The sequence below is a fragment of the Longimicrobium sp. genome, from assembly GCF_036388275.1.
Classification (GTDB): domain Bacteria; phylum Gemmatimonadota; class Gemmatimonadetes; order Longimicrobiales; family Longimicrobiaceae; genus Longimicrobium.
In genome coordinates this window covers 42,972-66,906 of sequence record NZ_DASVSF010000022.1, presented here as the reverse complement: position 1 = coordinate 66,906, position 23,935 = coordinate 42,972, and the positions used below count along the sequence as shown (strand labels likewise).

Annotated in this window: 19 protein-coding genes; 11 read left to right on the top strand and 8 right to left on the bottom strand. The window is 67.6% G+C overall.

From position 1 onward, the window contains the following. Nucleotides 1-24 precede the first annotated feature (24 nt). The 5 genes from VF632_RS06430 to VF632_RS06410 are packed head-to-tail and all read left to right on the top strand — an operon-like array spanning nt 25 to nt 3,736. On the top strand, nt 25-357 hold the full coding sequence (locus VF632_RS06430; RefSeq protein WP_331022038.1) for a hypothetical protein: 333 nt from the start codon (nt 25-27) through the stop codon (nt 355-357). Next, complete coding sequence (locus tag VF632_RS06425) at nt 341-739, top strand: response regulator (RefSeq protein WP_331022037.1); 399 nt, start codon at nt 341-343, stop codon at nt 737-739. Before VF632_RS06430 ends, VF632_RS06425 begins: the two co-directional genes overlap by 17 nt. After that, nucleotides 736-2,169 (top strand): ATPase domain-containing protein, encoded by a 1,434-nt coding sequence (locus VF632_RS06420; RefSeq protein WP_331022036.1) that lies wholly within the window; start codon nt 736-738, stop codon nt 2,167-2,169. Before VF632_RS06425 ends, VF632_RS06420 begins: the two co-directional genes overlap by 4 nt. Further along, a complete protein-coding gene (locus tag VF632_RS06415) occupies nt 2,166-3,380 on the top strand; it encodes a HAMP domain-containing sensor histidine kinase (protein ID WP_331022035.1) in 1,215 nt (404 codons plus the stop codon). Before VF632_RS06420 ends, VF632_RS06415 begins: the two co-directional genes overlap by 4 nt. Then, on the top strand, nt 3,377-3,736 hold the full coding sequence (locus VF632_RS06410) for a hypothetical protein (protein WP_331022034.1): 360 nt from the start codon (nt 3,377-3,379) through the stop codon (nt 3,734-3,736). The genes VF632_RS06415 and VF632_RS06410 overlap by 4 nt, the downstream gene beginning before the upstream one ends. 62 nt (nt 3,737-3,798) lie before the next feature. On the opposite strand, the gene VF632_RS06405 is transcribed toward VF632_RS06410, so the two are convergent. Together VF632_RS06405 and VF632_RS06400 are read right to left on the bottom strand one after the other, a co-directional pair. Continuing rightward, on the bottom strand, nt 3,799-4,476 hold the full coding sequence (locus VF632_RS06405; protein ID WP_331022033.1) for a hypothetical protein: 678 nt from the start codon (nt 4,474-4,476) through the stop codon (nt 3,799-3,801). A 3-nt stretch (nt 4,477-4,479) separates the two neighbouring features. Next, nucleotides 4,480-5,439 (bottom strand): aldo/keto reductase, encoded by a 960-nt coding sequence (locus VF632_RS06400; RefSeq protein ID WP_331022032.1) that lies wholly within the window; start codon nt 5,437-5,439, stop codon nt 4,480-4,482. A gap of 168 nt (nt 5,440-5,607) precedes the next feature. Between VF632_RS06400 and VF632_RS06395 the strand changes: the two genes are divergently transcribed. Further along, the gene (locus tag VF632_RS06395) at nt 5,608-7,416 is read left to right on the top strand and encodes a DUF885 domain-containing protein (protein WP_331022031.1); all 1,809 of its coding nucleotides are present in this window, start codon (nt 5,608-5,610) and stop codon (nt 7,414-7,416) included. Nucleotides 7,417-8,107: 691 nt separating this feature from the next. On the opposite strand, the gene VF632_RS06390 is transcribed toward VF632_RS06395, so the two are convergent. The 6 genes from VF632_RS06390 to ispF form a co-directional block, all read right to left on the bottom strand. Then, a complete protein-coding gene (locus VF632_RS06390) occupies nt 8,108-9,736 on the bottom strand; it encodes a VCBS repeat-containing protein (protein ID WP_331022030.1) in 1,629 nt (542 codons plus the stop codon). Nucleotides 9,737-10,406: 670 nt separating this feature from the next. Beyond that, the gene (locus tag VF632_RS06385) at nt 10,407-11,045 is read right to left on the bottom strand and encodes a hypothetical protein (protein ID WP_331022029.1); all 639 of its coding nucleotides are present in this window, start codon (nt 11,043-11,045) and stop codon (nt 10,407-10,409) included. 902 nt (nt 11,046-11,947) lie between these two features. Further along, a complete protein-coding gene (locus tag VF632_RS06380) occupies nt 11,948-13,729 on the bottom strand; it encodes a hypothetical protein (protein WP_331022028.1) in 1,782 nt (593 codons plus the stop codon). A 533-nt stretch (nt 13,730-14,262) separates the two neighbouring features. Continuing rightward, entirely contained in the window at nt 14,263-15,195 is a 933-nt protein-coding gene (gene xerD / locus VF632_RS06375; protein WP_331022027.1) for a site-specific tyrosine recombinase XerD, read from the bottom strand. Beyond that, nucleotides 15,192-15,815, bottom strand: a complete 624-nt coding sequence (locus VF632_RS06370) for a DedA family protein (RefSeq protein ID WP_331022026.1) — start codon at nt 15,813-15,815, stop codon at nt 15,192-15,194. Before VF632_RS06370 ends, xerD begins: the two co-directional genes overlap by 4 nt. A gap of 326 nt (nt 15,816-16,141) precedes the next feature. After that, on the bottom strand, nt 16,142-16,663 hold the full coding sequence (gene ispF, locus VF632_RS06365; protein WP_331022025.1) for a 2-C-methyl-D-erythritol 2,4-cyclodiphosphate synthase: 522 nt from the start codon (nt 16,661-16,663) through the stop codon (nt 16,142-16,144). 161 nt (nt 16,664-16,824) lie between these two features. Here ispF and VF632_RS06360 point away from each other — a divergent pair, with 161 nt between their 5' ends. The 5 genes from VF632_RS06360 (at nt 16,825) to VF632_RS06340 (ending at nt 23,868) form a co-directional block, all read left to right on the top strand. Next, nucleotides 16,825-18,228 (top strand): pyridoxal phosphate-dependent decarboxylase family protein, encoded by a 1,404-nt coding sequence (locus VF632_RS06360; RefSeq protein ID WP_331022024.1) that lies wholly within the window; start codon nt 16,825-16,827, stop codon nt 18,226-18,228. 165 nt (nt 18,229-18,393) lie between these two features. Next, on the top strand, nt 18,394-18,951 hold the full coding sequence (locus VF632_RS06355; RefSeq protein WP_331022023.1) for a hypothetical protein: 558 nt from the start codon (nt 18,394-18,396) through the stop codon (nt 18,949-18,951). 36 nt (nt 18,952-18,987) lie between these two features. Next, entirely contained in the window at nt 18,988-19,731 is a 744-nt protein-coding gene (locus VF632_RS06350) for a UDP-2,3-diacylglucosamine diphosphatase (protein WP_331022022.1), read from the top strand. Between the two features lie 277 nt (nt 19,732-20,008). Continuing rightward, on the top strand, nt 20,009-23,050 hold the full coding sequence (locus VF632_RS06345) for a CHAT domain-containing protein (RefSeq protein ID WP_331022021.1): 3,042 nt from the start codon (nt 20,009-20,011) through the stop codon (nt 23,048-23,050). A gap of 26 nt (nt 23,051-23,076) precedes the next feature. Next, complete coding sequence (locus VF632_RS06340; protein WP_331022020.1) at nt 23,077-23,868, top strand: hypothetical protein; 792 nt, start codon at nt 23,077-23,079, stop codon at nt 23,866-23,868. Nucleotides 23,869-23,935 lie beyond the last annotated feature (67 nt).

The following is a 23,935-nucleotide window of genomic DNA, read 5'->3' as shown; positions in this document are numbered from 1 at the left end:
CCCGCGCCGCACCCGTCGAGCCCCATGAGCGCATCCGAATCGTTCGCCCACTCCCTTCGCGGGATCATCGCCGAGCTCGACGGCGCCGAGCCGTCGCACACGCACCTGAACCGCGCCGCCATCGACGTCGACCGGCTGGGCCGCCATCTGGGCGGGCTCGGGCTGGCGAACGACCGCGAGATCGGCCGGGCCTTCACCGGCGCCATCGCGGCGCTGGCCTCCGCCCACCCCGTCGCCCAGGACAAGCGCGCGGACGCGGTGGATCGCGCCCTGGCGGAGCTGCGGACCGCCCTGGCGCACGCGGAGAACGGGACGCCGCACCCACCATCCCGGAAGGCCGATGCAGAGCGCCCCTGAACGGCAGACCATCCTCATCGCCGAGCGTGACCCCAGCGTCCGCGAGCTGCAGGAGCATTTCCTGGGCAGGGCCGGGCTGGCGGTGGAGTTCGCCGGCGATGGACTGGACGCGCTGGAGCGCGCCCGGCTGCTGCGCCCCGCCGTGGTGATCACCGAGATCCTGATCCCCAAGCTGGACGGCCTCGCCCTGTGCCGCCGACTGGGGGAAGACCCGGATACGCGCGACATCCCCGTCCTCGTCTTCAGCATCCTGGCGGCCGCGCCGCGGGCAGCGGAGGCCGGGGCGAGGGCGTACCTGCGCAAGCCCCTCGTCGAATCGCTTTTCGTGGCCACGGTCCAGCAGTTGATCGAGCCCCCCATCGATATCCTGGAGACGCAATGAGCCTCGAACCGATGGTGGACCGCCGGACGGCCGCCAGGGACGACGAAGCGGTGGACGCCGCCGAACGGATGAGCGCCGGAAACCCGGAAGCCGACCACATCCTGGGCGGCGGGTTCCCGGCCAACTCCATCAACATCATCATGGGCCACCCCGGCTCGGGAAAGACGATCTTCGCCGAGCAGCTGATCTTTCACAACGCGGGGGACGACCGGCCCATCCTGTACTTCACCACCCTTTCCGAGCCGCTCGCCAAGGTCGTGCGGTACCTGCAGGGGTTCCGCTTCTTCGACGAGGAGAAGCTGGGGACGCAGGTGATCTACGAGGACGTGGGCCCGCAGCTGGCCAAGGAGGGGGCGCCCGCCCTGATCCCGCTGCTGCGCGAAGCGATCATGACGCTCTCGCCCAAGGTGATCGTCATCGACTCGTTCAAGGCCGTGCACGACCTGGCTCCGTCGATGGCCGACCGGCGGCGGATGGTGTACGAGATGACGGCCCTGCTCACCGCGTACGGCACCACGGCGTTCCTGCTGGGCGAGTACACCGAGGACGACATCCTGCTGTATCCCGAGTTCGCCGTGGCCGACGCCATCGTCGAGCTTTCGCGGCGCCGCCTGGGCAACCGCGACGAGCGCTACTTTCGCGTCTACAAGCTGCGCGGCAGCCGCTACCTGGAGGGCGCGCACGCCTTCCGCATCACCAACTCGGGGCTCGACGTGTATCCGCGGCTGGTCAGCCCGCGGATGCCGGAAGGGTACGAGCCCGCCTCGGAGCGCATTTCCACCGGCGTGGCGGGGCTGGACGAGATGATCGGCGGCGGGCTGTGGCGCGGGACCACCACCCTGCTGGCGGGGCCCTCCGGTGCCGGGAAGACGACGATCGGGCTGCAGTTCGCGCTGGAGGGCGCCCGCCGCGGCGAGCCCACGCTGTACATGAACTTCCAGGAGAACCCCACCCAGCTCGTCCGCACCATCCGCGGGCTGGGGGTAGACCTGGAAGAGGCGCAGCGCCAGGGGCTGGACCTGGTGTACGCGTCGCCGGTGGAGCTGCAGATCGACAGCATCATCGTCGACATGTTCCGCCGCATCCAGCAGGGCGGCGTCCGGCGGCTGGTGATCGACGCGCTGGGAGACCTGGCCAGCGCCGCCACCGATCCCCAGCGCCTTCACGACTACCTGTACGCGCTGGTGCAGCACTTCGCGGTCAGCACCATCACCAGCGTGCTGAACTTCGAGACGATGGGCAACACCATCTCGGGGAACGGGATGCAGAACGCCATGAGCTACCTGTCCGACAACGTGCTGCTGCTGACGGTGGACGGCGACGAGCGCACCCGCCGCCGCCTGCGCGTGCTCAAGACGCGCGGAAGCGCCCACGACACGCGGGTGCGCGAGGTCAACATTACCGACGCCGGGCTGAGCATCCTGGAATGACCGTTCCGTCCCCGGGCGACCCGCACCTGGCCCAGCTTCGCAAGCTGACGGAGGTCAGCCGCGCGCTCACCTACACCACGTCGCTCCAGCAGGTGACCCGGCTGACGGTGGAGCGCGGCGCCGACCTGATCGACGCCGCCTGCGCCGTGCTGATGCTTCCCGATGCCTACGGCGTGCTCCAGGTGCGCTCTTCGTGCGGGGTGCGCGACGAGGACGTGGAGCGCCTGCACGCGCCGCTGACGGACGACGGGGTCGGGCGGCTGCAGGAGCTGCTGGGCGTGCCTGACGACCGCTTCGTTGCCGTGCCCCTGGTCGTGGGCGGCGCGGTGACGGGGCTGCTGGCGGCCGCCACGCGGCAGCCGTCCACCTCCACGGACGAGACGCTGCTCTCCGCCCTGGCCGACCAGGCGGCCCTCGCGCTGGAGAATGCGCGGCTGGGCGGCGAGGTGCGCGAGGAAATGGAGGACCGCCTGCGCGCCAGCGAGGGCGCCACGGACGCGCAGGAGCGCGCGCTGTCGACGCTGGCGCACGACATCCGCACGCCGCTGGGGGCCATCGACGGGTACTGCGAGAACCTGGAGATCGGGGTGTACGGCCCCGTCAACGACCGCCAGCGCGAGGCCCTGGGCCGGGTTCGCATGAGCGGCCGGCACCTGCTGTCGCTGCTGGACAACGTGATGGAGATGGCCCGCCTGAACGCGGGGGTGCTGCGCGTGGGCGCGGAGCCGGTGGAGCTGGCCGAGGTGGCGGGCGAAGCGGTGCACATGCTGCTCCCCGCGGCGCAGGCCAAGCTGGTGGCGCTGGAGCCGGGCGCCGTGGAGGAGGTGACGGTGACGGCGGACCACGCGCGGGTGCGGCAGGTGCTGGTGAACCTGGTGGGCAACGCCGTGAAGTTCACCCCGCCGGACGGCTCGGTGACGGTGAGCACGGCCGTCGTGTCCATCGAGGGCGTCGCCTGGGGGGAGATCCGCGTCACCGACACGGGCCCGGGGATCGCGCCGGCGGAGCAGGCGGCGATCTTCGAGCCGTACTACCGCAGCGAGGAGACGGCGCAGCTGCCCGGTGTGGGCCTGGGGCTGGCGATCTCGCAGGCGCTGGTGCGGCAGATGGAGGGCGAGCTGGCGCTGGAAAGCGAGCCCGGCGCCGGCTCCACGTTCATCGTCCGCTTTCCGGCGCTTCCCTTCCCTGACGACGTCCTGAACCGCGTATGACCGTACGGCCGACTGCACGATGGTTCGCGCTGATGCTTCTGTGGGGATGCACGCCGGGGATGCCGGAAGGCGCGCCCGACCTCGCCGGGGTGGTGGTGGCGGCGGAGCGTGCGGCGGAGGAGGTGAGGATCGTCGTCGACACGTCGGGGGATCGCACCCCCGATTACGTGGTCGCCGTGGACGGTGCCACGCGGCTCCTTCGATCAGAGGCGGACGGGAAGGTGGCGAAGGTGTCAGCGGAGGCGATTTCCGAGGGAGCGCGCGTCCAGGTCTGGCACACGGGAACGGTCGCTCTGTCCCACCCCGCCCAGGTACGGGCTCGCAGTATCCTGCTGCTTCAACCCGGGTCGCGCTGAGAGGCTTTCGCGCGACACCGAGTATCCCTGGGCCGGCCCGCGCGATGAGCGAGGGCCGGCCTTTACGCGCCGGGCGGCACGCGGCCCACCAGCAGCGTGTGCTTGCCGCCGGAGGTGGCGTGCGCCCTCGCCTTGACGATGTGCACGGTCAGCCCGGCCTCCCGCAGGAGGGCGGCGAAGTGCGGATCGTCGTCCGCGGACCAGTAGGCCACGCGTCCGCCGGGACGGAGCGCCGCGATCGCCTGGCGGATGCCGTTCATCCGGTACAATTCCGCGTTGCCCCCCGTCGTCAGCGCGTGGGCGCCATTGTCCACGTCCAGCATGATGCCGTCGAACGCGCCGGGGCTCTCGCGCAGCACGCGGGCGACGTCGTCGTGCCGCACCTGCACGCGGGGGTCGGCCAGGGCCTCGGCGGCCAGCGGGTACTCGGGGTTGCGGTTCCACTCGATGATCTCGCCCACCAGCTCCGCCACCACCACCCGCGCGTCCGCCGGCAGCGAGCGGAGCGCGGCCTTGAGCGTGAACCCCATCCCCAGCCCGCCGATGAGCACGCTCGGCGCCTGGGCATCGCGCAACGGCTTGCAGACGAGCTCCGCCAGTTGCTCCTCGGAGTGATAGCGGCGGGTGGACATCAGGTCCGTGCCCTCCACCCGGATGGTGTAGTCGCCGTCGTGGCGGTACAGCGTCAGCCTGGTGCCGTCCGGCGTGACGGCCTCGCCCAGTCGTTCGGTTTGCTTCATGGGTCAGTGCCGGATGGCGTCCAGGCGTGCGATCTCCTCTTCCGACAGCCGGAAGGTGCCGGAGCCCATCACCCCCTCCACCTGCTCGCCGTTGCGCGCGCCGACGATGGCGCCGGTGACGGACGACAGGCGAAGCGTCCACGCGATGGCCACCTCGCCCGGCGAGCGCCCGTGCGGTTCGCCGATGGCGCGCAGCTCGTCCACGATCCGCAGGTTCTTCGACAGGTTGGGCTCGGTGAAGTCCGGGTGCCCGCGCCGCCAGTCGCTCTCGGGCAGGTTCGCCGCCCGCTCGCGCGTCATCGCTCCCGTCAGCAGCCCCGATTGCATGGGCGAGTAGACGATCACGCCGATGCCGTTCTGCTCGCAGAAGGGCAGGATCTCGTCTTCCACCTCGGGGTGCACCAGCGAGTACGGGGGCTGGAGTGACGTCACCGGCGCGATCTCCTGCGCCATCGTCAGCAGCTCGACGTTCCAGTTGCTCACGCCGATCCAGCGCACCTTTCCCTCGCGCTGCAGCTCGGCCATGGTGCGCCAGCCTTCCTCGTTCTGCGCCGGGTCGTCGTCGACGGGCCAGTGGATCTGGTACAGGTCGATCGCCTCCACCTTCAGCCGGCGCAGGCTGTCTTCGCACTCCTTGCGGATGGAATCGGCGGTGAGGTTGTTGTAAGGATCGCCCTCGCCTTCGTTCCAGCGCAGGCCGCACTTGGTGAACACCCACGGACGCGCGCCAGACCATCCCTCCAGCGCGCGCGCTACCAGCTCTTCCGAGTGGCCCAAGCCGTACACCGCGGCCGTATCGATCCAGTTCACCCCCAGGTCCAGCGCCCGGTGGATGGCCTCAATGGCCTGCTGGTCGTCCTGCGGCCCCCACCCGAACGCCCACCCCGGCCCGCCAATGGCCCACGAGCCGAAGCCGATGGGTGTTATCTCCATGTCGCTGTTGCCGAGCTTTCTCGTCTGCATCTTCCCCATCTTCACATGCCGTCGTGCGTCGCGCCCCTGTTTGCGCGGGCCGCAGGCGTTGCGTGATCCGTGCCCGAACAGATCGGAGCCGCGGCGCGGCTTTCGCTGCGGAGCCGGTTCCCGACACAATCGTACCGTCGATAGCCCCCGTTCCGAAGGAGCGTTCCGGTGAAGACTCGTTCGACGTTGATGATGGCCTGCGTGCTGGCTGCGTGCGCACCTACACAGACGCCGCCCGACTGGAGGATTGAGACCGCGCCGACCACGTTCGCCTACGCCACCCAGGAATTGGACCAGCTGGCGGAGGCGTACTTCGAGGCTACCCTGCCCCTGAGCCCCACCTCGGCAACGTTCATCGGCGACGCGCGGTACAACGATCGGTACACGGCGGGGTTCGTCCCGGAAACGCGCGCCGCATTCCGGGCGCTCGGGGCGGACTACGAGGCGCGGCTGCGGGCCATCGACCGCGCCGCGCTCGACGAGGAGCACCAGCTGACCTACGACGTGTTCCGGTGGAACCTGGAGAATGTGCGAGAGGCCGAGCAGTTTCCGTCGCACCTGATGCCGCTCAACCAGTTCTTCAACTTCACCGCCTCGTTCGCGCAGATGGGGTCCGGGACGGGGCTGCACCCGTTCAAGACGGTGAAGGACTACGAAGACTTCCTGTCGCGCATCGGCGACTTCGAGCGGGTGGTGGATGCGTCCATCGCCAACATGCGCGAGGGGATCGCCACCGGTGTCGTGCAGCCGCGCATCTTGATGGAGCGCGTGCTGCCGCAGCTTTCGGCTCACGTGGTGGCTGACCCGGCGCAGAGCCTGTTCTGGGGGCCCATCACCAGCATGCCGTCGACGTTTTCCGCCGCGGACCGCGAGCGGCTGACGGCGGCGTACACGCAGGCCATCCGCGAGCGCATCGTCCCCACCTTCCGCCGGCTGCACGACTTCGTGCGCGACGAGTACCTGCCGCGCACCCGGACGACAGTGGGCCTCTCGGCGCTCCCGAACGGCCGCGCCTGGTACGAGTACATGGTGCGGACGAGCACCACGACCAACCTGACGCCCGAGCAGGTGCACGAGATTGGGTTGGCGGAGGTGGCGCGCATCCATCGCGAGATGGAGACGGTGATGCGGCAGGTGGGGTGGACGCGCGACCTGAAGTCGTTCATGCAGCACATGCAGATGGCGCCGCAGTTCCGCTACACCACCCGCGAGGAGATGCTGACCGACTACCGGGCCGCGCAGGCGCGCATCGACGCGTCCACGGACCGGCTGTTCGACGTCAAGCCGCGCGCGAACTACGAGATCCGCCCCGTGGAGCCGTTCCGCGAGCGCAGCTTCTCGGGCGGATCGTACACGGCGGCCAGCCCGGATGGCTCGCGCCCCGGCGTGTTCCATCTGAACACCTACGATCCCGGCTCACGGCCGCGGTATGGAATGGAGTCGCTGCTGATCCACGAAGGATCGCCCGGGCACCACTTCCAGATCTCCATCCAACGCGAGCTGGAGCACCTGCCCCGCATCCGGCGCTTCGGCGGGTTCACCGCCTATTCGGAGGGCTGGGGATTGTACGCGGAGACGCTGGGGCGCGACCTGGGGCTGTACCAGGACCCGTACCAGTACTTCGGATACCTGTCGTCGGAGCTGTGGCGCGCCATCCGGCTGGTGCTGGACACGGGCATCCACGCCAAGGGGTGGACGCACGAGCAGGCGATCGCCTACGCGCAGCAGAACTCGGCGAACAGCCTGACGAGCACCCAGTCCGAGGTGGAGCGGTTCAGCGCCATTCCCGGGCAGGGCCTGGCGTACAAGATCGGCCAGATGAAGATCACTGAGCTGCTGGAGCGCGCCCGCGCCGCGCTGGGCCCGCGCTTCGACATCAAGGCCTTCCACCGCGCGATCCTGGAGAGCGGCGCCCTGCCCCTGGACGTGCTCGACGCCAAGATCAACCGCTGGATCGCGGCCCAGCTGCGGGGGTGAAGAATTGCGCAGTTGAGGTCAACGAGGGGAGCGCCACCTCGGTAGGTGCTCCCTAGCGGAGATTGGCTATAGAGCCAAGACGACTAGGACTTTCATCCGCCAAGCCGGCGCGTCTCAATATCCTCCAAGAACTCCTCTCGAGTGACGAATCTCTCGGTGCGCTCCGCAAGCCCGAGGAAGAAGTGCGAGACGAGTCGAAGGAAGTTCTGGACTTTATCGTAATCCTCGATCCCAGCACCATGGTGCACAAATCGGCTCCGGAGAGAGTATGTATCCTTAACTGTACGGATGATCTGTTTTCGTTCATCAACATTGGTGGTCAGCAAGAACGCTAAACGATGCGCGAGATTCTCTTGGATCGGTTCTTGTGAGTTCCGAAGCAGCAACGATTCAAGCGCGGAAAGAACGTAGATTAGCTTACCCTCAGGCGAACTCTCGAGTGAGCACCGGGAGTACAGTAACCACGCATCGAGCACTACTTGCTGAAATTCGGACCGGTGTTGCGATGTCAGGACAGCGGACATCTTGTCGAGCCCAAGTTCGCGGATCTCACGTATCCATCCCGCGTCCAAATGCCAGAACGTTCCTCCTGACGCGAGCATTCGCTCAGTAGTCCCACGCAAAACACACGGCGCGGCGCCAAGATCTGGCGCCGCGCCGAATGCAATCTGTCTACCCCCTCGTCAGCGGATCAGTTGATGACGATCACCTGTGAGCCCAGGCTGGAGTAGACACGTTGGTAATGCGGGCTGGTCGGCCGTTTCTCTACGACCTGCAGGCAGTACGTTCCGGGCGCGGAGGGCGTCCATGTCGCGCTGTGCCACTGCGTCTGGCCAGGCACCAGCTGCACCTGCGTGGCGAACGTATACGCCGGGACGTGCGTGGTGCTGATCGAGGGATCGCAGTACGGGTCTGAGGAGTTCTTGACGCGCACGTCCACTCCCACCTCGCTCAGCAGGATGGCGTCGTCGTCGAAGTTGCCCAACGTGAACCCGGCGGTGACCGGCTTTCCGACGGCAAACCCCTGGGGCGCGGACACCTGGATCGAGCCCACCACCTCGGTGCCGCGGGTCATCGTGAGGGTCTGCCAGTCGGCCGAGGCGCAGACCCAGTCCGTCGCCCCCACCTCGTAGACGCGGTTCGAGGCGTAGTCCAGGTTCTTCCAGGCATCCAGGCCTCCCTGCACGAGGGCCGGCCCCTGCACGCGGACCCGCGCCTCCATCCAGACGCTGTCGGCACCGGAGATGTCGGCCCGCAGGTCGGGCCACGACTCCAGGTACGGGTGCCAAACGTCGTTGGGACTGCTGCTGGGATGGATGACCAGCGCGCCGTTCGTAATCTGCACGGGCATGCTCCGCCAGGCCCCGCCGAACCACGGATTGCGCAGCCTGAGCTCGCCCGCTGCCTTGGCGTCGGTATACTCGTTCCTCGCGACGATCTGCGCCACACCGTTGATCCGGGCCCACAGCCGGATGTAGTCGATCTCAACCGCGCTGGTCGCGGTTGTCCCGGCTTTCTGGACGGCGTTCAGCCACGGCGTGGCGCCCCGGAACCCGAACGGGGAACGCCAGAACGCGGTGTAGCTCTGATGCTGGAACGCTTCCGGGGGAGCGCAGCTCTGTGCGCGGCCAAAGCGGCCCGCCGTGGCGATTCGCCACTCCTTGGCCACGGTGGGCAGAAGGGTGTGGGTGCCGGAGTACGAGGTGCCCTGCATGTGCCAGATGGAGCGCTCGCCCGTCAAGGTGTTCTGCCACACCAGATCGGGGGATGCGTCCCCGGTGAACTCGCCCGCCGCCGCGATCTCCCACTGCACGGGCACCGTCGGCAGCGTCGCGAACTGCTGCGTGTACACGGTGCCCTGCATCAGCCAGATGGAGCGCTCGCCGGTGGACGTGTTCTGCCAGACCAGGTCCGGGCTTCCGTTGCCGTTGAAATCCGCTGCCGCGGCGATCTTCCACGCGATGGGCACCGTGGGAAGCATCATCGCCTGGCCCGTGTAGGTGGTGCCCTGCATCACCCAGATGGAACGTTCACCGGTCTGGTTGTTCTGCCACACCAGGTCGGGCTTGCCGTCGCTGGTGAAGTCGGCGGCCGCCGCGATCTCCCATGACGAAGCTACCTGGGGGAGGAGGGTGTAGGCGCCGGGCCAGGACGAGGCTTTCATGTGCCAGACGGACCGCTCTCCCGTGGCGGTGTTCTGCCACACGAGGTCCTGACGCCCGTCCCCGGTGAAGTCGCCAGCGCCCGCAATGTCCCAGGACGTGCCCACCTGCGGAAGCAGCGAGGTGCCGTCCCACGACGTACCCTGCATGTGCCACATGGAGCGCTCGCCGGAAACCGTGTGCTGCCAGACGAGTTCCGGGCTGGCGCCCCCCGAGGTCGCCGGCGCGGTCGATGCCGGCGCGTCCGCTACTCCGAAGAGGGGCTGAGGGCCGGCCCCTTTCGCCCCCGGCTGCATGATGGGTACGGGCCCGCGGGTGCTCAGGGGACCGGCGATGGGGCCGCCCCTCTGGCTCGCCGAGGGAGCTGTGGGATGGCGCTCGTCATGACAGGCCACCAGAAGGAGGGGGAGGAGAATGGACGCGTGAAACGGCCGGAGAGACATGAAGCACCTCGCAATACAGAAGATGAACGGAAGTGGATGAACGGGGAGGGAGTCGGAGTCCGGCGACCGATTCGGCTACCTTAGCCGGGGATCCGGTGGGCTGCGACTCCCACAGAAGGCGCGCGCAAATATCACGCCATTTACGCCACAACGTGCGGAAGGTGATTTGCCCGAGCAGCAGCCCGCGTCCTGCGAAAACGCACCGCGCAACGACCCGGAAGCGAGTCGCTGCGCGGCAGGGACCGGCGCTCGAGGCGCCGTTCAGGAGTAGCTTGCCATAGGGCGGAGTGGAATGGGCGGCATCCCACGCTTCCACTCGTCGGAACCTTGGTGTACGGCGAGGCGACCGGCACCTCGCGGAGATTGCGGTTTTACGGCGCTCGCGTCAGGCGGTGGCGGCGAGCGGCGCGGCGGCCGGGACACGGACGACCCCGCGCGCCGGCAGGAAGGTCGCGATCAGCTCCCAGAGCGCGAACAGCACGACACCGGGGAACAGAAACGTGAAGTCCGTCAACCCAAGCCCCACCACCAGCGGCGGCGCCATCCCGTGCATCGCGGCGCCCAGGATTCCCAGCCAGGTGATCCACCGCGACCCGATCACCCGCTCGCGGGCACCCGCCAGCATGAAGCCGATCATGGTGACGGAGAACACGGGATACAGGACCACCGCCAGCGCCAGGTGAATGGTCAGGATGGGCGTGGTGCGGCCAGCCATGAGGTTCGCGTGGTCCAGGTAGGCGAACGTATGGAACACGGCCTCGGTAGCCATGAGCGCCGTGCCGATCACCGCCAGCCGCGCCCACTTGGCGGTGCGGGTGGGGAGGCCGCCGTCGCGGCGGAACAGGATGAGCGCCACGAGCAGCGAGATGTATCCCGCGAGCACCAGCACGTGCGAAAGCACCCAGTCCGGGTGCGCCAGCATTTCGGCCATGCTGCCGCCGGGGTGGCGCGGGCCGCCGGCGAGAATGCCGACCGCGCCGAGAAGCAGGAAAAGACGCCAGGGTTGGAAACGAACCTTGCTCATACCGTTCTCACTTTAGGGAATCGGGTGAACGCTTCACATCCGGCGAAGATACGGCAGTCAGGCGGAGGCGTCTTGTACAGAACGGCCATCGTCATGGTGGCCCACTACGAGGTCCGGGCAACGAGGCGTTCAGAGTTGGGGGCAGAGCGGGTTAATCGGCCGCAACAACAGCTGTCGCGGCCCTGCTCGGGGCTTCACCTGCACGAACACGAAAGCTGCCGCCGCACACCTGTCATCCCGACCGAGCGGCCACCCGGAACCTGCCCGCACGCGGCACTGCGCAGCGACGGAGGGATCCGCCACACACGCGCCGGAGCGCACCGCCATCCGAACGCGCCGCTAACCCATCAGCCGCGCGTCGCTCCGCGTTCCGCGAAGTTGACGTCGGCGCCGCGCATAGACTCGAAGGGCCAGCGCCGCCAGGGCGAACCCGGCGGCCGGCGTAGACAGAGTGACCCGGGCGAGTTCGAAACGAGAGCCGCCACGCCACCGAGCACCATGCCCAGCGTGGTCCCGCCCACCGCCAGGCCAAGCGGCACGTCGCGCATTAGCAGCCACGCGCCGAGAGCCCAACCACGGCGCCGGAGAGCCCTCCGACGACGGTGCCGACCGCCAGGTACTCCCACGGGGGCAGGCCGCGCCAGCCGTCGGGCGGCCCCCATCAGGAACATCAGCACCGCGTCGGCGATGCCCCGAAGACGCTTCCCGCCACCATCAGCCCCGCCGTGACCAGGAGAATCCGGTTCGCTCGCATGCGTCCCTCATCGCGTTGAAAGCTAGCCGGACAAAGAAAAATTAGGACCAGCCCATAGTTGCTTTTATAGGCAACGAACGAGCACGCGGCGGCCGAGTGAGAGCCACCGCGCGCACGAAATCTAAAGTGGTGGAATGTGTCCCGGCTCTCAGAAAAGCCTGAACACCGTGACATCGATCCCTACAAAAAACGCGCTGCGATACACGTCTACCGATTGCGAACTCTCGCCGGATCGCCGGAGGTCTGACACTTTTTGGACGCCATACCCGAGAACTAGGGGAACCCCGCGGAAGCCAACGAACCCATACAGCCCTGGTGCAACAATCTGGTTCCAGCCGACCTCGGCGTCGGCGTCCACCCCTTCATCATCTCCTCGGCGGCTGGCGAATGATCCTACGTCAAGCACCGAGAAAAACGCGGAAGCTGATCCGAACGGCAGTCCAAGGCTGGCTTCGAGCCCAATTGGAATAGAGAGGCCGTAGAAAGAGTCGTCGTCCTCGTTCTGCAGGCCGATCGTACGTTCGGAACCGATCTGACCACCGAGGAATGCGGTGACGCCGAGAGTGAAGGGTCCATAGCTGGATGGGCTGGTAGAGTACCGAAGCACATCCCACTCCGCCGGCCTCGCGAACTGATTCCGTTTCGCCCGGTAGGAACCGACCGGTGCACTTGCTGCTTCAAGGACGCTGCTGACTTCTTCAGGAGTATCGGCAGAGGCTAGGTTGGCAGCAAAGACAAAGTAAGTAGTCCCTCGCTCCCCCAGAGCAGTCCGGATGCTCTTGTCGCTCAACATCCACGTCACGAGCGCGCGGTAGTCGCGTGCGAGAAGCTCTTGATGCAATTGTACACCGCGATCGAGCCATGTGCGGAGTTCTGCAATGCTGTCGCCCTGCACAGCGATATTGGCGGGGATCAATCCAGCACCGATCGAGGCTGTTTGCAGCACAGCCGCCGATGCTCCTATGTATCGACTGATCCGCTCGGAATTGGACAGACCCGATTCCTGAACGCGCTGCACGGCCAGCCTCGCAGCCTCGAGTTGCTGCTCGAGTTGGAGTATGACGCCGTGCCTGTCTCGAAAGCTCTCCAAGATTGAGGCTCCGGCGGGGCTCGTCCGTTCGACACCTTCCTGTTGAAGCAGATCCGACACTAGGAACGCCGAAAACATCTGCCGGGATTCGCCTTCTTTAAGCCATTCCAGCAGGTCCTCGGGATCTGAATTGTTGTATTCTCTAGCGATTTGGCCAGCCAAGCGAAACGTCAGTCGCGTGGGAGAGCCCTTCGGAAGTTCCGATGCCGCGATTTCGTCGGCCAAATTGGCGAGAGCAATCGCCGGTGACACGCCGCGGTGAATTTCGAGCCCATGTCGATACAGTAGACTCATTGCGAGGACATACGGTCGCTTCCCTGCAAGGCCCAAAGCCGCCGAGACTGAGTCTTCCATCAATCTGGAAGGAAATTCCTGAAGATCTTGCGCCACGGCCAAGCGCACGACTGGCATCAATGACTGGAACGTTCCCACTTCAATATCGGCCATCAACGCAACGGATCGTGGGAACCCGACTCGGAACAGAGCGATCCCGCTGACGTCATCACCAAGATTTGTAACGAATGTATAGACCATCTCGTCCTTCGCCCGCTCAACCACGAAGTCAGCCGCGCCGCCGGCCAGCGCTGTTGGGTTGAGCCATGCCCCGGCACCGGAAGACTTGCCATCTGGACTATACCCCACAGGGACGAGGTTCCGGAAATCGACTGACTTGACGATCGAGTCAGGTGCGAGAGCCTCGATGATCAGACGTGCGTCATTCAGTTCGTCCGAGCCGGGGGCTTTTGCAGTAGGAGCAAACGGGTTCGCCAGGAACGAAGCGACGGCATCGCACTTCTGGCGGAACTGCTCCGCTCGGTCTGATGATAGGGCCGTGAGCACGCTTAGTATTTGTGTAGCTGCTTCTGAACGGCGGGCAATTGTAACGGGTGAGTTCGTCGTTGATGATGTGCGACATGCAGGGGGCGTTTGCGCGGGCAGTTGTGGCGCAGTAAGGAGAAATCCGAAAACTAGACAGAAGCAGAACGAGCGCGTGTTGGGCATGGGTCAACCGGTAGGCAGGTGTTAGGTGTTGGCTCGCAAGAGGATATCATTCCAATTGCGACGGGAGATACAGGTGGGGTCTGGGCTCCCAAGCAGTGGTGTCAGCCAGCGCCGAACCCGGCTTACGTCTGAAGGAGGGGATCTGGACGTGCGGCCAAAGCGCCAATGAATTGGGGCTGCGGAGAAGTGCACGGATTGGAAAGCTAAGAGCGAAGTACGGCACCTCCTGGGAAATGGGTACGTTAATGTCGCTACTTCGATAGATTGCGGCGGCCTTTGGTCGGAGTCAAGAGGGATACTTGTTGCTTATTTGGCCGCAGTGAACCGCGCGGAAATGTTTAAAGGATCCGAGGCGGGAGTAACGCCTCAATCTATGCCCGCGGGTGGTGGCTGCGGTGCTCCTGTTGCAGGTAGGTGCGGTCCACATGGGTGTAGCGCTGCGTGGTGCCGATGTCGGCGTGGCCCAGCATCTCCTGCACGGCCACCAGGTCTGCCCCGCCCTCCAGCAGGTGCGTGGCGAACGAGTGGCGCAGCACGTGGGGGCTCACGCGCTTCTCGATGCCCGCCGTCTGCACGTGCTGCCGCAGGATCTTCCACACGCCCATCCGCGTCAGCGGACCGCCGCGCGCGTTCAGGAACACGCGCCCCTCGCCCTTGCCGCGGTCCAGCACGGGCCGGGTCTCGCGCAGGTAGATGGAGAGCGCGCCGATGGCCCGCCGGCCGATGGGCACCAGCCGCTCCTTGGCCCCCTTCCCGAAGACGCTGGCGAACTCCTCGTCCAGGTACAGGTTGCGGATGCGCAGGTCCGTCAGCTCCGACACGCGCACCCCGCTGGCGTAGGCGAACTCCAGCATCGCACGATCGCGCCACGCCAGCGGATGCGACAGGTCAGGCGCCTCCAGCAGCGCCTCCATCTCGGCCACGCTCAGCACGTCGGGCAGCCTCTTCCAGGCCTTGGGCGTGGCGATGCCCTCACTAGGGTCCGCGACGACCAGGTTTTCGCCGAGCAGAAAGCGGAAGTAGGTGTGCAGCGACGAGACGTTTCGGCCGATGGACGACGGGGCCAGCCCCAGGTCCTTCAGCAGCAGGAAGTAGTTGCGGAGATCCGACGTGGTGACGTCGCCCGGGGTGGCGCGCCCCTTGGTGCGGGCGAACTCGGCCATGCGGACGATGTCGTGCTCGTACGCCTCGAGGGTCAGCTCCGAAAGGTTGCGCTCGAACCGCAGGTAGTCGATGAACTGCTCGACCGCGAACGAGATTGGCGGCGCTGGCTTGTCGGCAGCTGCGACGACAGACTCGGTCACTCGCGCGATTCCCTGCGGCTGCGGTACCACCACCACAGGACGATAGCGCCCAGGACGGCGGCCGCGATGGCCAGGTATCGGCCTGACGCCTCGACGCTGGCGCGGATCTGCTCCCAGTTCTCGCCCGCGGTGGCGCCCAGGTACACGATCAGCCCGTACCACGCGGCACTGGCGACGGCGATGGGCACGGCGGCGCGCCAGAAGCTCATTCCGCTCGTTCCCGCGAAGATGGGGACCACGGCCCGGAACGCGGGAAGAAAGCGGCTGATGAAGATCACCTTTACGCCGTGCTTGTCGTAAAAGCCCGACAGCCGCTCCATCTGCTTGGGCTGCAGCAGGAATCGTCCGGCGCGTGTCCGGAAGAACGCGTCCCCGTACTTCCTGCCGATCAGGTATATCACCAGCGCGCCGCCCACGTTGCACCCCCACACGATCAGGAACGCCATCCACGGGTTCACGACCCCCTGCCCCGCCAGGAACCCGCCGGTGAGCGCGATGACGTCCGCCGGCACGGGGGGAAAGAAGTTCTCCAGCCCCGCGAAGGCGCCGATTACCACGTACACCAGGGCTTCGGGAAGCCCCTGCATCCACTCGATCAGCCGGTCGATGAATCCACCCACTTGTGATCCCTGCTCTCGTAGTTAGGTGCGTCGCCACGCCCGTGTTGTCATCCCGATGGAGCGGCCACAGAAAGCCCAGCCGATACTACATGGACCGCAGCGACTGAGGGATCCGCCACACACGTCGCCCATTCGCGATGCAGTCCGCCCTGCCCCGAATCCAGAGCCGTTTCGTCGCCTCCGCCGAATGCAGCATCGATGCAGCCGCAGCCATGGGGCCACAGGCGTAGTGTGTGGCGGATCCCTCAGTCGCTGCCGGCTTCGGTGTGTCGGACGGTTCGGCTTGGCCGCTCCATCGGGATGACGTCCGCCGCCGCGGAGTGCCGCTACAGGCTGGTGTCGCGGCGGTGCCGGGCGTGGAGGACGTCCAGGTCTTCCAGGCTGTCCACCAGCGCCACCGCGAACACGGCGATCCCCTCGCCACGGCCAATCCATCCCATCCCCTCGTTGGTCTTGCCCTTGATGGAGATGTGCCCGGGCGAAATGCCGATCACCGACGCCAGCCGCTCCTGCATCGCCGGCGCATGCGGCCCGATCTTGGGTTGCTCGCAGATCACGGTCACGTCGACGTTGACGACCTGGTAGTTGCGCCCTTCCAGAAGACGGACCACCTGGGCCAGCAGTTTCAGCGAGTCGGCGTCCTTCCACTGTTCGTCCGATGGCGGAAAGTGCCGGCCGATGTCGCCCAGCCCGGCGGCACCCAGCAGCGCGTCCGTCACGGCGTGCGCCACGGCGTCGGCGTCGGAGTGCCCGGTCAGCCCCCGGTCGTGGGGAATTTCCACCCCGCCCAGAATCAGCTTGCGCCCCTCGGCGAACCGGTGGGAATCGTAGCCGTGCCCAATCCGCATGCCGCCCGCGTCCTTCGTTGTGAGTTGGATCCCGCCGCTCCGGGCAAGATACCGCGTCGCCGAAGCCGATGAAACATCCCGCGCACGAGACCCGCGTGGCAGAGGCCGTGCGCGAAGGCTACCTTCGCCTGCCCTAACGCTAACCCCCCGACCGACGTCCCATGCTGGAGCTGTCGCCCGACGAGATGCGCGCCCTCGGCTATCGCGCCGTGGACATGATGGTGGACCACCTGGCCGCCCTCCCCGACGAGCCCGTGTTCGGCACAGCCACGCGCGCCCAGATGGAGTCGTGGCTGCGCGAGCCGCCACCGGCCGAGGGACGCGGCTGGGAAGCGGTGCTGCAGCGCGTGGGCGACGAGGTGTTTCGCCCGATGACGCACCTCGCACATCCCCGCTTCTTCGCGTACGTCCCCGGCCCCAGCAACTTCGTCGGGGCGATCGCGGACGCGCTGGCATCGGGCTTCAACCCGTTCGCCGGCGCGTGGGCCATGTCGCCCGGGGCGGCGCAGGTGGAGCTGGTGACGGCCGATTGGCTGCGCGAAGCGCTGGGGATGCCGTCCACCGCGGGCGGATTGTTCGTCAGCGGGGGATCGATGGCCACCCTCACCGCGCTGGCCGTCGCCCGGCACAAGCAGCTGGGGGATGATGCCAGCCGTGGCGTAATCTATTGCTCGGACCAGACGCACACGGCCGTGGACCGCGCCGGGCATGTCCTGGGATTCCGCCCCGACCACGTCCGCAAGCTGGCGGCGGACGAGGAGTATCGCCTGGATGTGGACGATCTTGCCGCGGCAATGGACGCGGACGCGGCGGCGGGGCTGCGACCGTTCTGCGTGGTGGCCAACGCGGGCACCACCAGCACGGGCGCGGTCGATCCGCTCGCGGAGATCGCCGAGTTGTGCCGCGCGCGCGGCATGTGGATGCACGTGGATGGCGCGTACGGCGCCGCCGCCGTGCTCACAGACGAGGGCCGCGCCGCGCTGCACGGCATCGGCGAGGCGGACTCCATCGCGCTGGATGCGCACAAGTGGCTGTTTCAGCCCGTGGAGTGCGGCTGCGTCCTGGTCCGCCAGGCGGAAGACCTCCAGGACACGTTCCGCATCGTCCCGGCGTACCTGCGCGACAACGACCTGTCGGCGGAGGAGGTGAACTTCCGCGACTGGGGCGTGCAGCTGACGCGCGGCTTCCGTGCGCTGAAGCTGTGGATGACCATCCAGGTGTTCGGAATGGATGCCATGCGCCAGGCGATCGGCCGGGGGATGCGCCTGGCCGAGGTGGCGGAAGAGGAGATCCGGTCGCTGGCCGGCTGGGAGATCGTCACCCCCGCGCAACTGGGCATCGTCACCTTCCGCCATCGCCCGAACGGCCTCGACGGCGCCGAGGCAGACGACCTGCAGCGGCGGATCGCCACGGGGCTGGCGGCGGACGGATACGCCCTGCTGAGCACGACGGAGCTGCGCGGCCGCACCGTGCTGCGCCTGTGCACCACCAACCCGCGGACGACCGACGAGGAGATGCGCCGGACCGTGTGGACGCTGGACCGGCTTGCGCGGGAGCTGGCGTGAGCATGAACCTGCCGCCCCGGCGCGGCAGATGCTCTCCGGCGTACTCGGAGCGGCATCCAAGGTGTGCGCGATTGCAGGATACGTGAAGCCTCGCGTATTTTGACGACGATGCAACGCACTTCCCTCACTCCGACGATGCAACGCACTTCCCTCACTCCGAACCCGATGCGGCGTCTCCAGATCCTGTTCCTGCTGCTGATATCAGCAATCCTTTCGGCCTGCGAGCGGAGCCCGACCGCCTCTCAGCGCACCGGAGCCGCGGAGATCGCGCTGACCACCGCCGCTGGAACCGTCCAGCTCCCGCGCGCGCAAGCAGGCGCGCTGGTGTACAGCCCGGGGCCCACCCCCGACACGCGCTCGTACTACCTGGTGTTCACGGCGGGAGACATCGCGAACGTGGGCATCGAGGTCGAGTTCTCTCAGAACCTTCCCAGCAATCAGGATCTCCCCAATCCAGGGACGTACATCGTGGGGGTAAGCGGGCCGATGCGGGTGGCATACGGCTCGAGCCTACTCTGGCGGGGCGGGAAGTTCCAGCAGTACGTCGCCTACTCCGGGCCGAGCTCCCTGACCATCGAAACCGCCACACCGGAGCGGATCACGGGCCGCTTCACGATCGAGGAGACGCATGAGTACACGAAGGAGCGTGTCACGGTGAGCGGGACGTTCTCGGCAGACCAAGTCGTGGAATTCGCCGACCTGCCGCGCCTCGTCGGCCACTGAGGCGGGAACCGGGGAACCGCGGGTAGCCTGCCGAGCATGGAAACCAAGCCCGTCTACGTCGTCTCCGACGTGCATCTGGGAGGCGTGCCACCCGCCACCGAGCGCGCATTCCGCCGGTTCCTGGACCACGTGGCGGAACATGCGTCGTTCCTGCTCATCAACGGCGACCTGTTCGACTTCTGGTTCGAGTACCGCCACGTGATCATGGCCGAGCACTACCGCGCGCTGTCCAAGCTGAAGGACGTGGTGGAGGCCGGCGTCCCGATCGCCTTCGTGGGCGGCAACCACGACGGGTGGGCGGGGCCCTTCCTGCGCGACGAGATCGGCATCGCCCTGCACGAGGGTCCGGTGGAGATGGACCTGGGAGGGCGCCGCGCGCTGGTGGCGCACGGCGACGGCGTGGGGAGCGGCGACCTGAAGTACCGCGCGCTGAAGTGGACCATCCGCAACCCCGTGTTCACCGGCGCCTTCCGCGTGATTCACCCCGACCTGGGCACGCGCATCGCCATGCTGGCCAGCAGCACGGAGCACAAGTCCGAGGGGGGCGACAAGCGCGGCAAGAACCGCGCGGCGTTCATCCAGCACTGGGCCGAAGGCGAGCTGCGCGCGCGGCCGGAGATCGACCTGGTGCTCGCCGGGCATGCGCACGTGGCGTCCATCACCGAGGTGGAGCCCGGACGGTACTACGTGAACTCGGGGGACTGGCTGCGGACGTTCGACTACGTGGTGCTGCCCCCCGGCGGTGGCCCGCCGGAGCTGCGCGCCTGGCCCGCGGCGTAGCAAACCCCGCGCGAAACCTTCGGAGTGCCGAGGCTTTAACCTTGCGCACGCGGAGACAACTGTCGTAGACTGTGGTAGCAGTTCGGAAGCAGAAGACCTACCTCCCCACTCCGCGCTCTCTCCGTCTCTTCTCGGGCCCATGCCGCATCCCGTCTCCCGGGCACGGTCATCCGTGTTCCGGTTGCGCTCCATCCCGGGCATGCCGAGGTACTCCGTCCCTGTACTGGTCCGGGTGTTCGTACTGGTTGGGGTTGTCTGCGCATCCGTTGCTTCGGCCGTGACGAGCGTGGTCAGGCGCGACGCTCCGCGCGGGCTGCTGGGAGAGCTCGCCCGCGAGATGCACAAGCTCCCCCGCGTCACACCGCGCCTTTCCATCGCACACCCCGATCGGCCATGCCCCTCGGCCGCCGGCTCACGGCCCGGGTGCGCACCCGGGCGCGCGGCGGCACCGCGATCAGACCGTATTACGGGCATCGCCGCGCGCGCTTCGCAGGCGATCGGCAAGGGCGCCGATCCGAACGCGCTTCACGCCGCCGGGCTGGTCGACCTGCTGTACGGGAGCGGGGCGGGAAAATCCCTGGACCGGGCCATCTCTCTATTGCAGATGGCGGCGCGGCTCTCCGAGCGCCCCGCCCCCGTGCTGGCAGACGTTGCGGCTGCGTACATGGTGCGGGCCGAACGAGCCCGCTCGCCCCGCGACCTGCTCGCGGCCATCGAGGCGGCGGAGGAGGCGCTGGAACGAGAGCCCGCCAACCGTGCCGCGGCCTACAATCTCGCGCTGGCACTGGAGCAGTTCGGGTTGGTCGAGGAAGCGACAGACGCCTGGCGAGCGTATCTCGAGAGCGACGCGACGTCTGGGTGGGCACACGAGGCAATGCGACACCGGAGCCAGCTACTCGCCCTGCCCACCGAAGCCGCGGCGCCGGCAGCCGGCGCGCCGCTCTCGGATTACGCGGCGTACGCCGCCGCTGAGCCCCAGCGGGCGCGGGAGCTGGGATGGTGCCGTGTCCTGGGTGCCTGGGCAGAGGCGAAACTGGCGGGTGACGCGGCTGACGCCGAGGAACACCTGCGGCGCGCGGAGATCCTTGCCACCACGCTGGAACGCCGCACGGGCGGCGACGCCACGCTGGGCGACGGAGTGCGGGCGATCCGCGCCCGGCCCAGGGAGCGGCTGGCCCGCGCACACCAGGAGTTCTCCGCGGGGTGCGTGGCGCAGGGGCTCGTGGATTTTCCGGCCGCCGCGTCGCGGTTCAACGCGGCCGCCGTTGCCGCGCACGACTCTCCGCCGCTGCGTTCGTGGGCGCGGATGATGTACGGAGGGATGAGCTTTCGTATGGGCGACATGCCCACGGGCGAGGCGGTGCTCCGAGACCTATGCGCAACGGCCGATCCGGTCCGCCACCCTGGGCTGGCCTTGGCGGCGCGGCTGGCGCTTTCCGCACTGCTCATTCGGGCAGACCGGTATGAGGCCGGGCTCCGGCACGCACAGCAAGCCGCCGTTATCTCACTGCGCGCCGGCGAGGCCGAGAATCATGGAGTGGCCCTGGACAACATCTCTATCGCCTATTTCCACATGCGCGATATGGACCAGGGATACGGATATGCCCACCAAGCCTTGAAGCACCTGCGTCCGTATCGCACGTCCTTCCGGCTGCACAACATGCTTGGATTCGCTGCCAACACTGTCGGCGACGACGGGTTCCCTAACGCCGCGCTCCGCATGCTGAACGAAGGGGTACGCGTGGCGGAGCGCACCGGAATTCCCGTGTTCGCGGCAGAGGCCTACCTGATCCGGGCCCGCTTGGCGGCGCAGATGGGCGCCGCGGCCCGGGCCCGCCAGGACATCGCCGCCGGGCAGGAAGCCATGGCCAGGCTCACGACACCCCGCTCCCGCGCGTGGAGCATCGCCCGGCGGCAGATGGCGGAAGCGACACTGTCGCTTGGCAGCAACCCGGCAGGGGCCGCCGAGGACTTCGACTCGGCGGCGGCGTTCTTCACGGGCATGCGGGCGCCCATCGTGGCTTTCCCGGCCCTTGTCGGCGGTGCCCAGGCATGGCTCGCCTCCAACCGTCCCGCGCAGGCAAGCGCACGTCTGGAACGCGCTCTCGCGATCCTGCAGAACCGGCGTGACTCCGTTCACATGGAGCCGCGGCGGGCAGCGATTTTCGACGCGGCGCGCGGCGTGGTGGATCGGATGACGATGCTGAAGCTGGCCTCGGACGGCCCTGCCGCAGGGCTGGCGTACCTGGATCGGGGGCGCGCGTCGCTCGCGCCCGTCGGACGAGCCGACGGGCGGAACTGGGAGGTGGCGGCTCCTCCGGGCGAGAGGGCCCTCGAATATGCGATTGTGGCCGACACGCTCCTGGTCTGGGTAGTCACAGGCAGAAAGGTGGAGCTCTACCGCGCCCGGGTGGATACGGCGCGCGTAGTCCGCCTGGTGGTGCACCTGCAGCAGCAGCTGGACGCATTCGCGGGAGAGGCGGAACTCCGCCCCGCGTTGGCCGAGCTGTACGAGCAGCTGATTCGCCCGGTAGAAGGGTGGCTCGGCGAAGCGGGAACCCCGCTGATCGTCGTCGCTGACGGGGTTCTCGGGCTGGTCCCGTTCCCGGCGCTGTACGATACGCGCCGGATGCGCTACCTGGTGGAGGCTCGCCCCGTCAGATTCGCGGCGAGCCTTCGCGAGGCGTGGCGCCGCGCTCCGCGTCCCGCCGCCGCGTCGGAGGTGTGGTTCGTCGCGGATCCGGCTTTCGCCCCGTCGACTGGGTTCCCGCGGCTTCCCGCCGCGGCCGAGGAGGTCCGCGAGATCGCGTCAGGCTATCCCCGTGCCCGGACCCTCGTGGCCTCGGCGGCAACTCCCGGTGCGGTGAGGGCAGCACTCGGCAGGGCGGGCGTGATGCACTACGCCGGGCACGCGGTGTTTGACGACGAGCGGCCGGAGCGGTCGTACCTGCTTCTGGCACCGGAACCGGGCGCAACGACCCTGCAGGCGATGGAGATCGCCCGGCTCGACCTCAGCCACCTTTCCATCGTGGTGCTGGCGGCGTGCCAGACGGTACGGACCGGGCCCGGACGGGCCTCGGGGTTCTCCGGGCTCGCAGGCGCCTTTCTGGCCGCCGGCGCCGGGGGGGCGGTCGGAAGCCTGTGGGAGGTGGACGACCGGCTCACGCGTCCCCTGATGGTCGAGTTCCACCGCGCGTACCACGCCTCGAGCAATGGCGCCGCGGCGCTGCGCCAAGCGCAGCTCCACCTGCTGCGGTCCAGTGACCCGGAGCGCCGTTCACCAGCCGCCTGGTCGGGTTTCCGATACATTGGCGGCTGAATCAGTCAACCCGATGGGAGGTTCCGATGCCCACGCTGAAGATCGACTTCAACTGCATGTGCCTCTTCGTGACGAGCCGGAATGATGGGGCCGTTCACGTCCTCATGCCGAGTACGGCCGGCCACGGCCCGGATCACCAGCACCTCGCCCGGCTGGTGTACAGGGACCGGGACGGGAGACTGCAGCTCGCACCGCTGGAGGGATGGGCGCTTTCCCTGGGGAAGCCGATGCCGTCCACCGACGACGCACTCACCCCTGCGGAGGCGGTACGGCGCCAGGCGCTGATCGTGAATCTCAGCGACCTTACAGACAGCCTTGTCCTGCCGGAGCTCGTCACGGGGGAGAACCCCGACGGGGTGATCTCGCGGGTCACCATCCACAGCGGGCAGCTGCCGTCCGTCGGGGCTGACACCGCCCACAAGTGGACGCTGAGGGGCCGCAGGTATTTCATGGCGCACCGGGTTACGTTCCACATCGAGAACGTGCCCGACGTGCTGGACTGGACTCCACTTGGTACGCATCCCGACGACGACGCGGACGTGCCACTCGAGAGGCTCGGGCACGTGATGCCTGAGCCTGGCACTGACGACAACACCTTCGCGCTCAAGGTGTATTATGTGACCGAGAAGGGCCTGCCTCCTCAGATGAACCCGAACCTCACCGCGGAGGAGACGCGGCACCACTTCGCGGCGTTCTACCCCCTGCTCGGCATCAGGCATGTGGACGACGGCCTCCTGCCGGAGCGGGGGCCGGCCGACGTGGGCACGGCGCCCCCGACAGGGATGGAGTACTGCAAGACGGCCAAGGCTTCCATGTAGCCTCAAAAGGCAGGGCAAAGGAGCGATCCTTTGCCCTGCCTCGTCGCTTGCCGGCCTCGATCGGCGC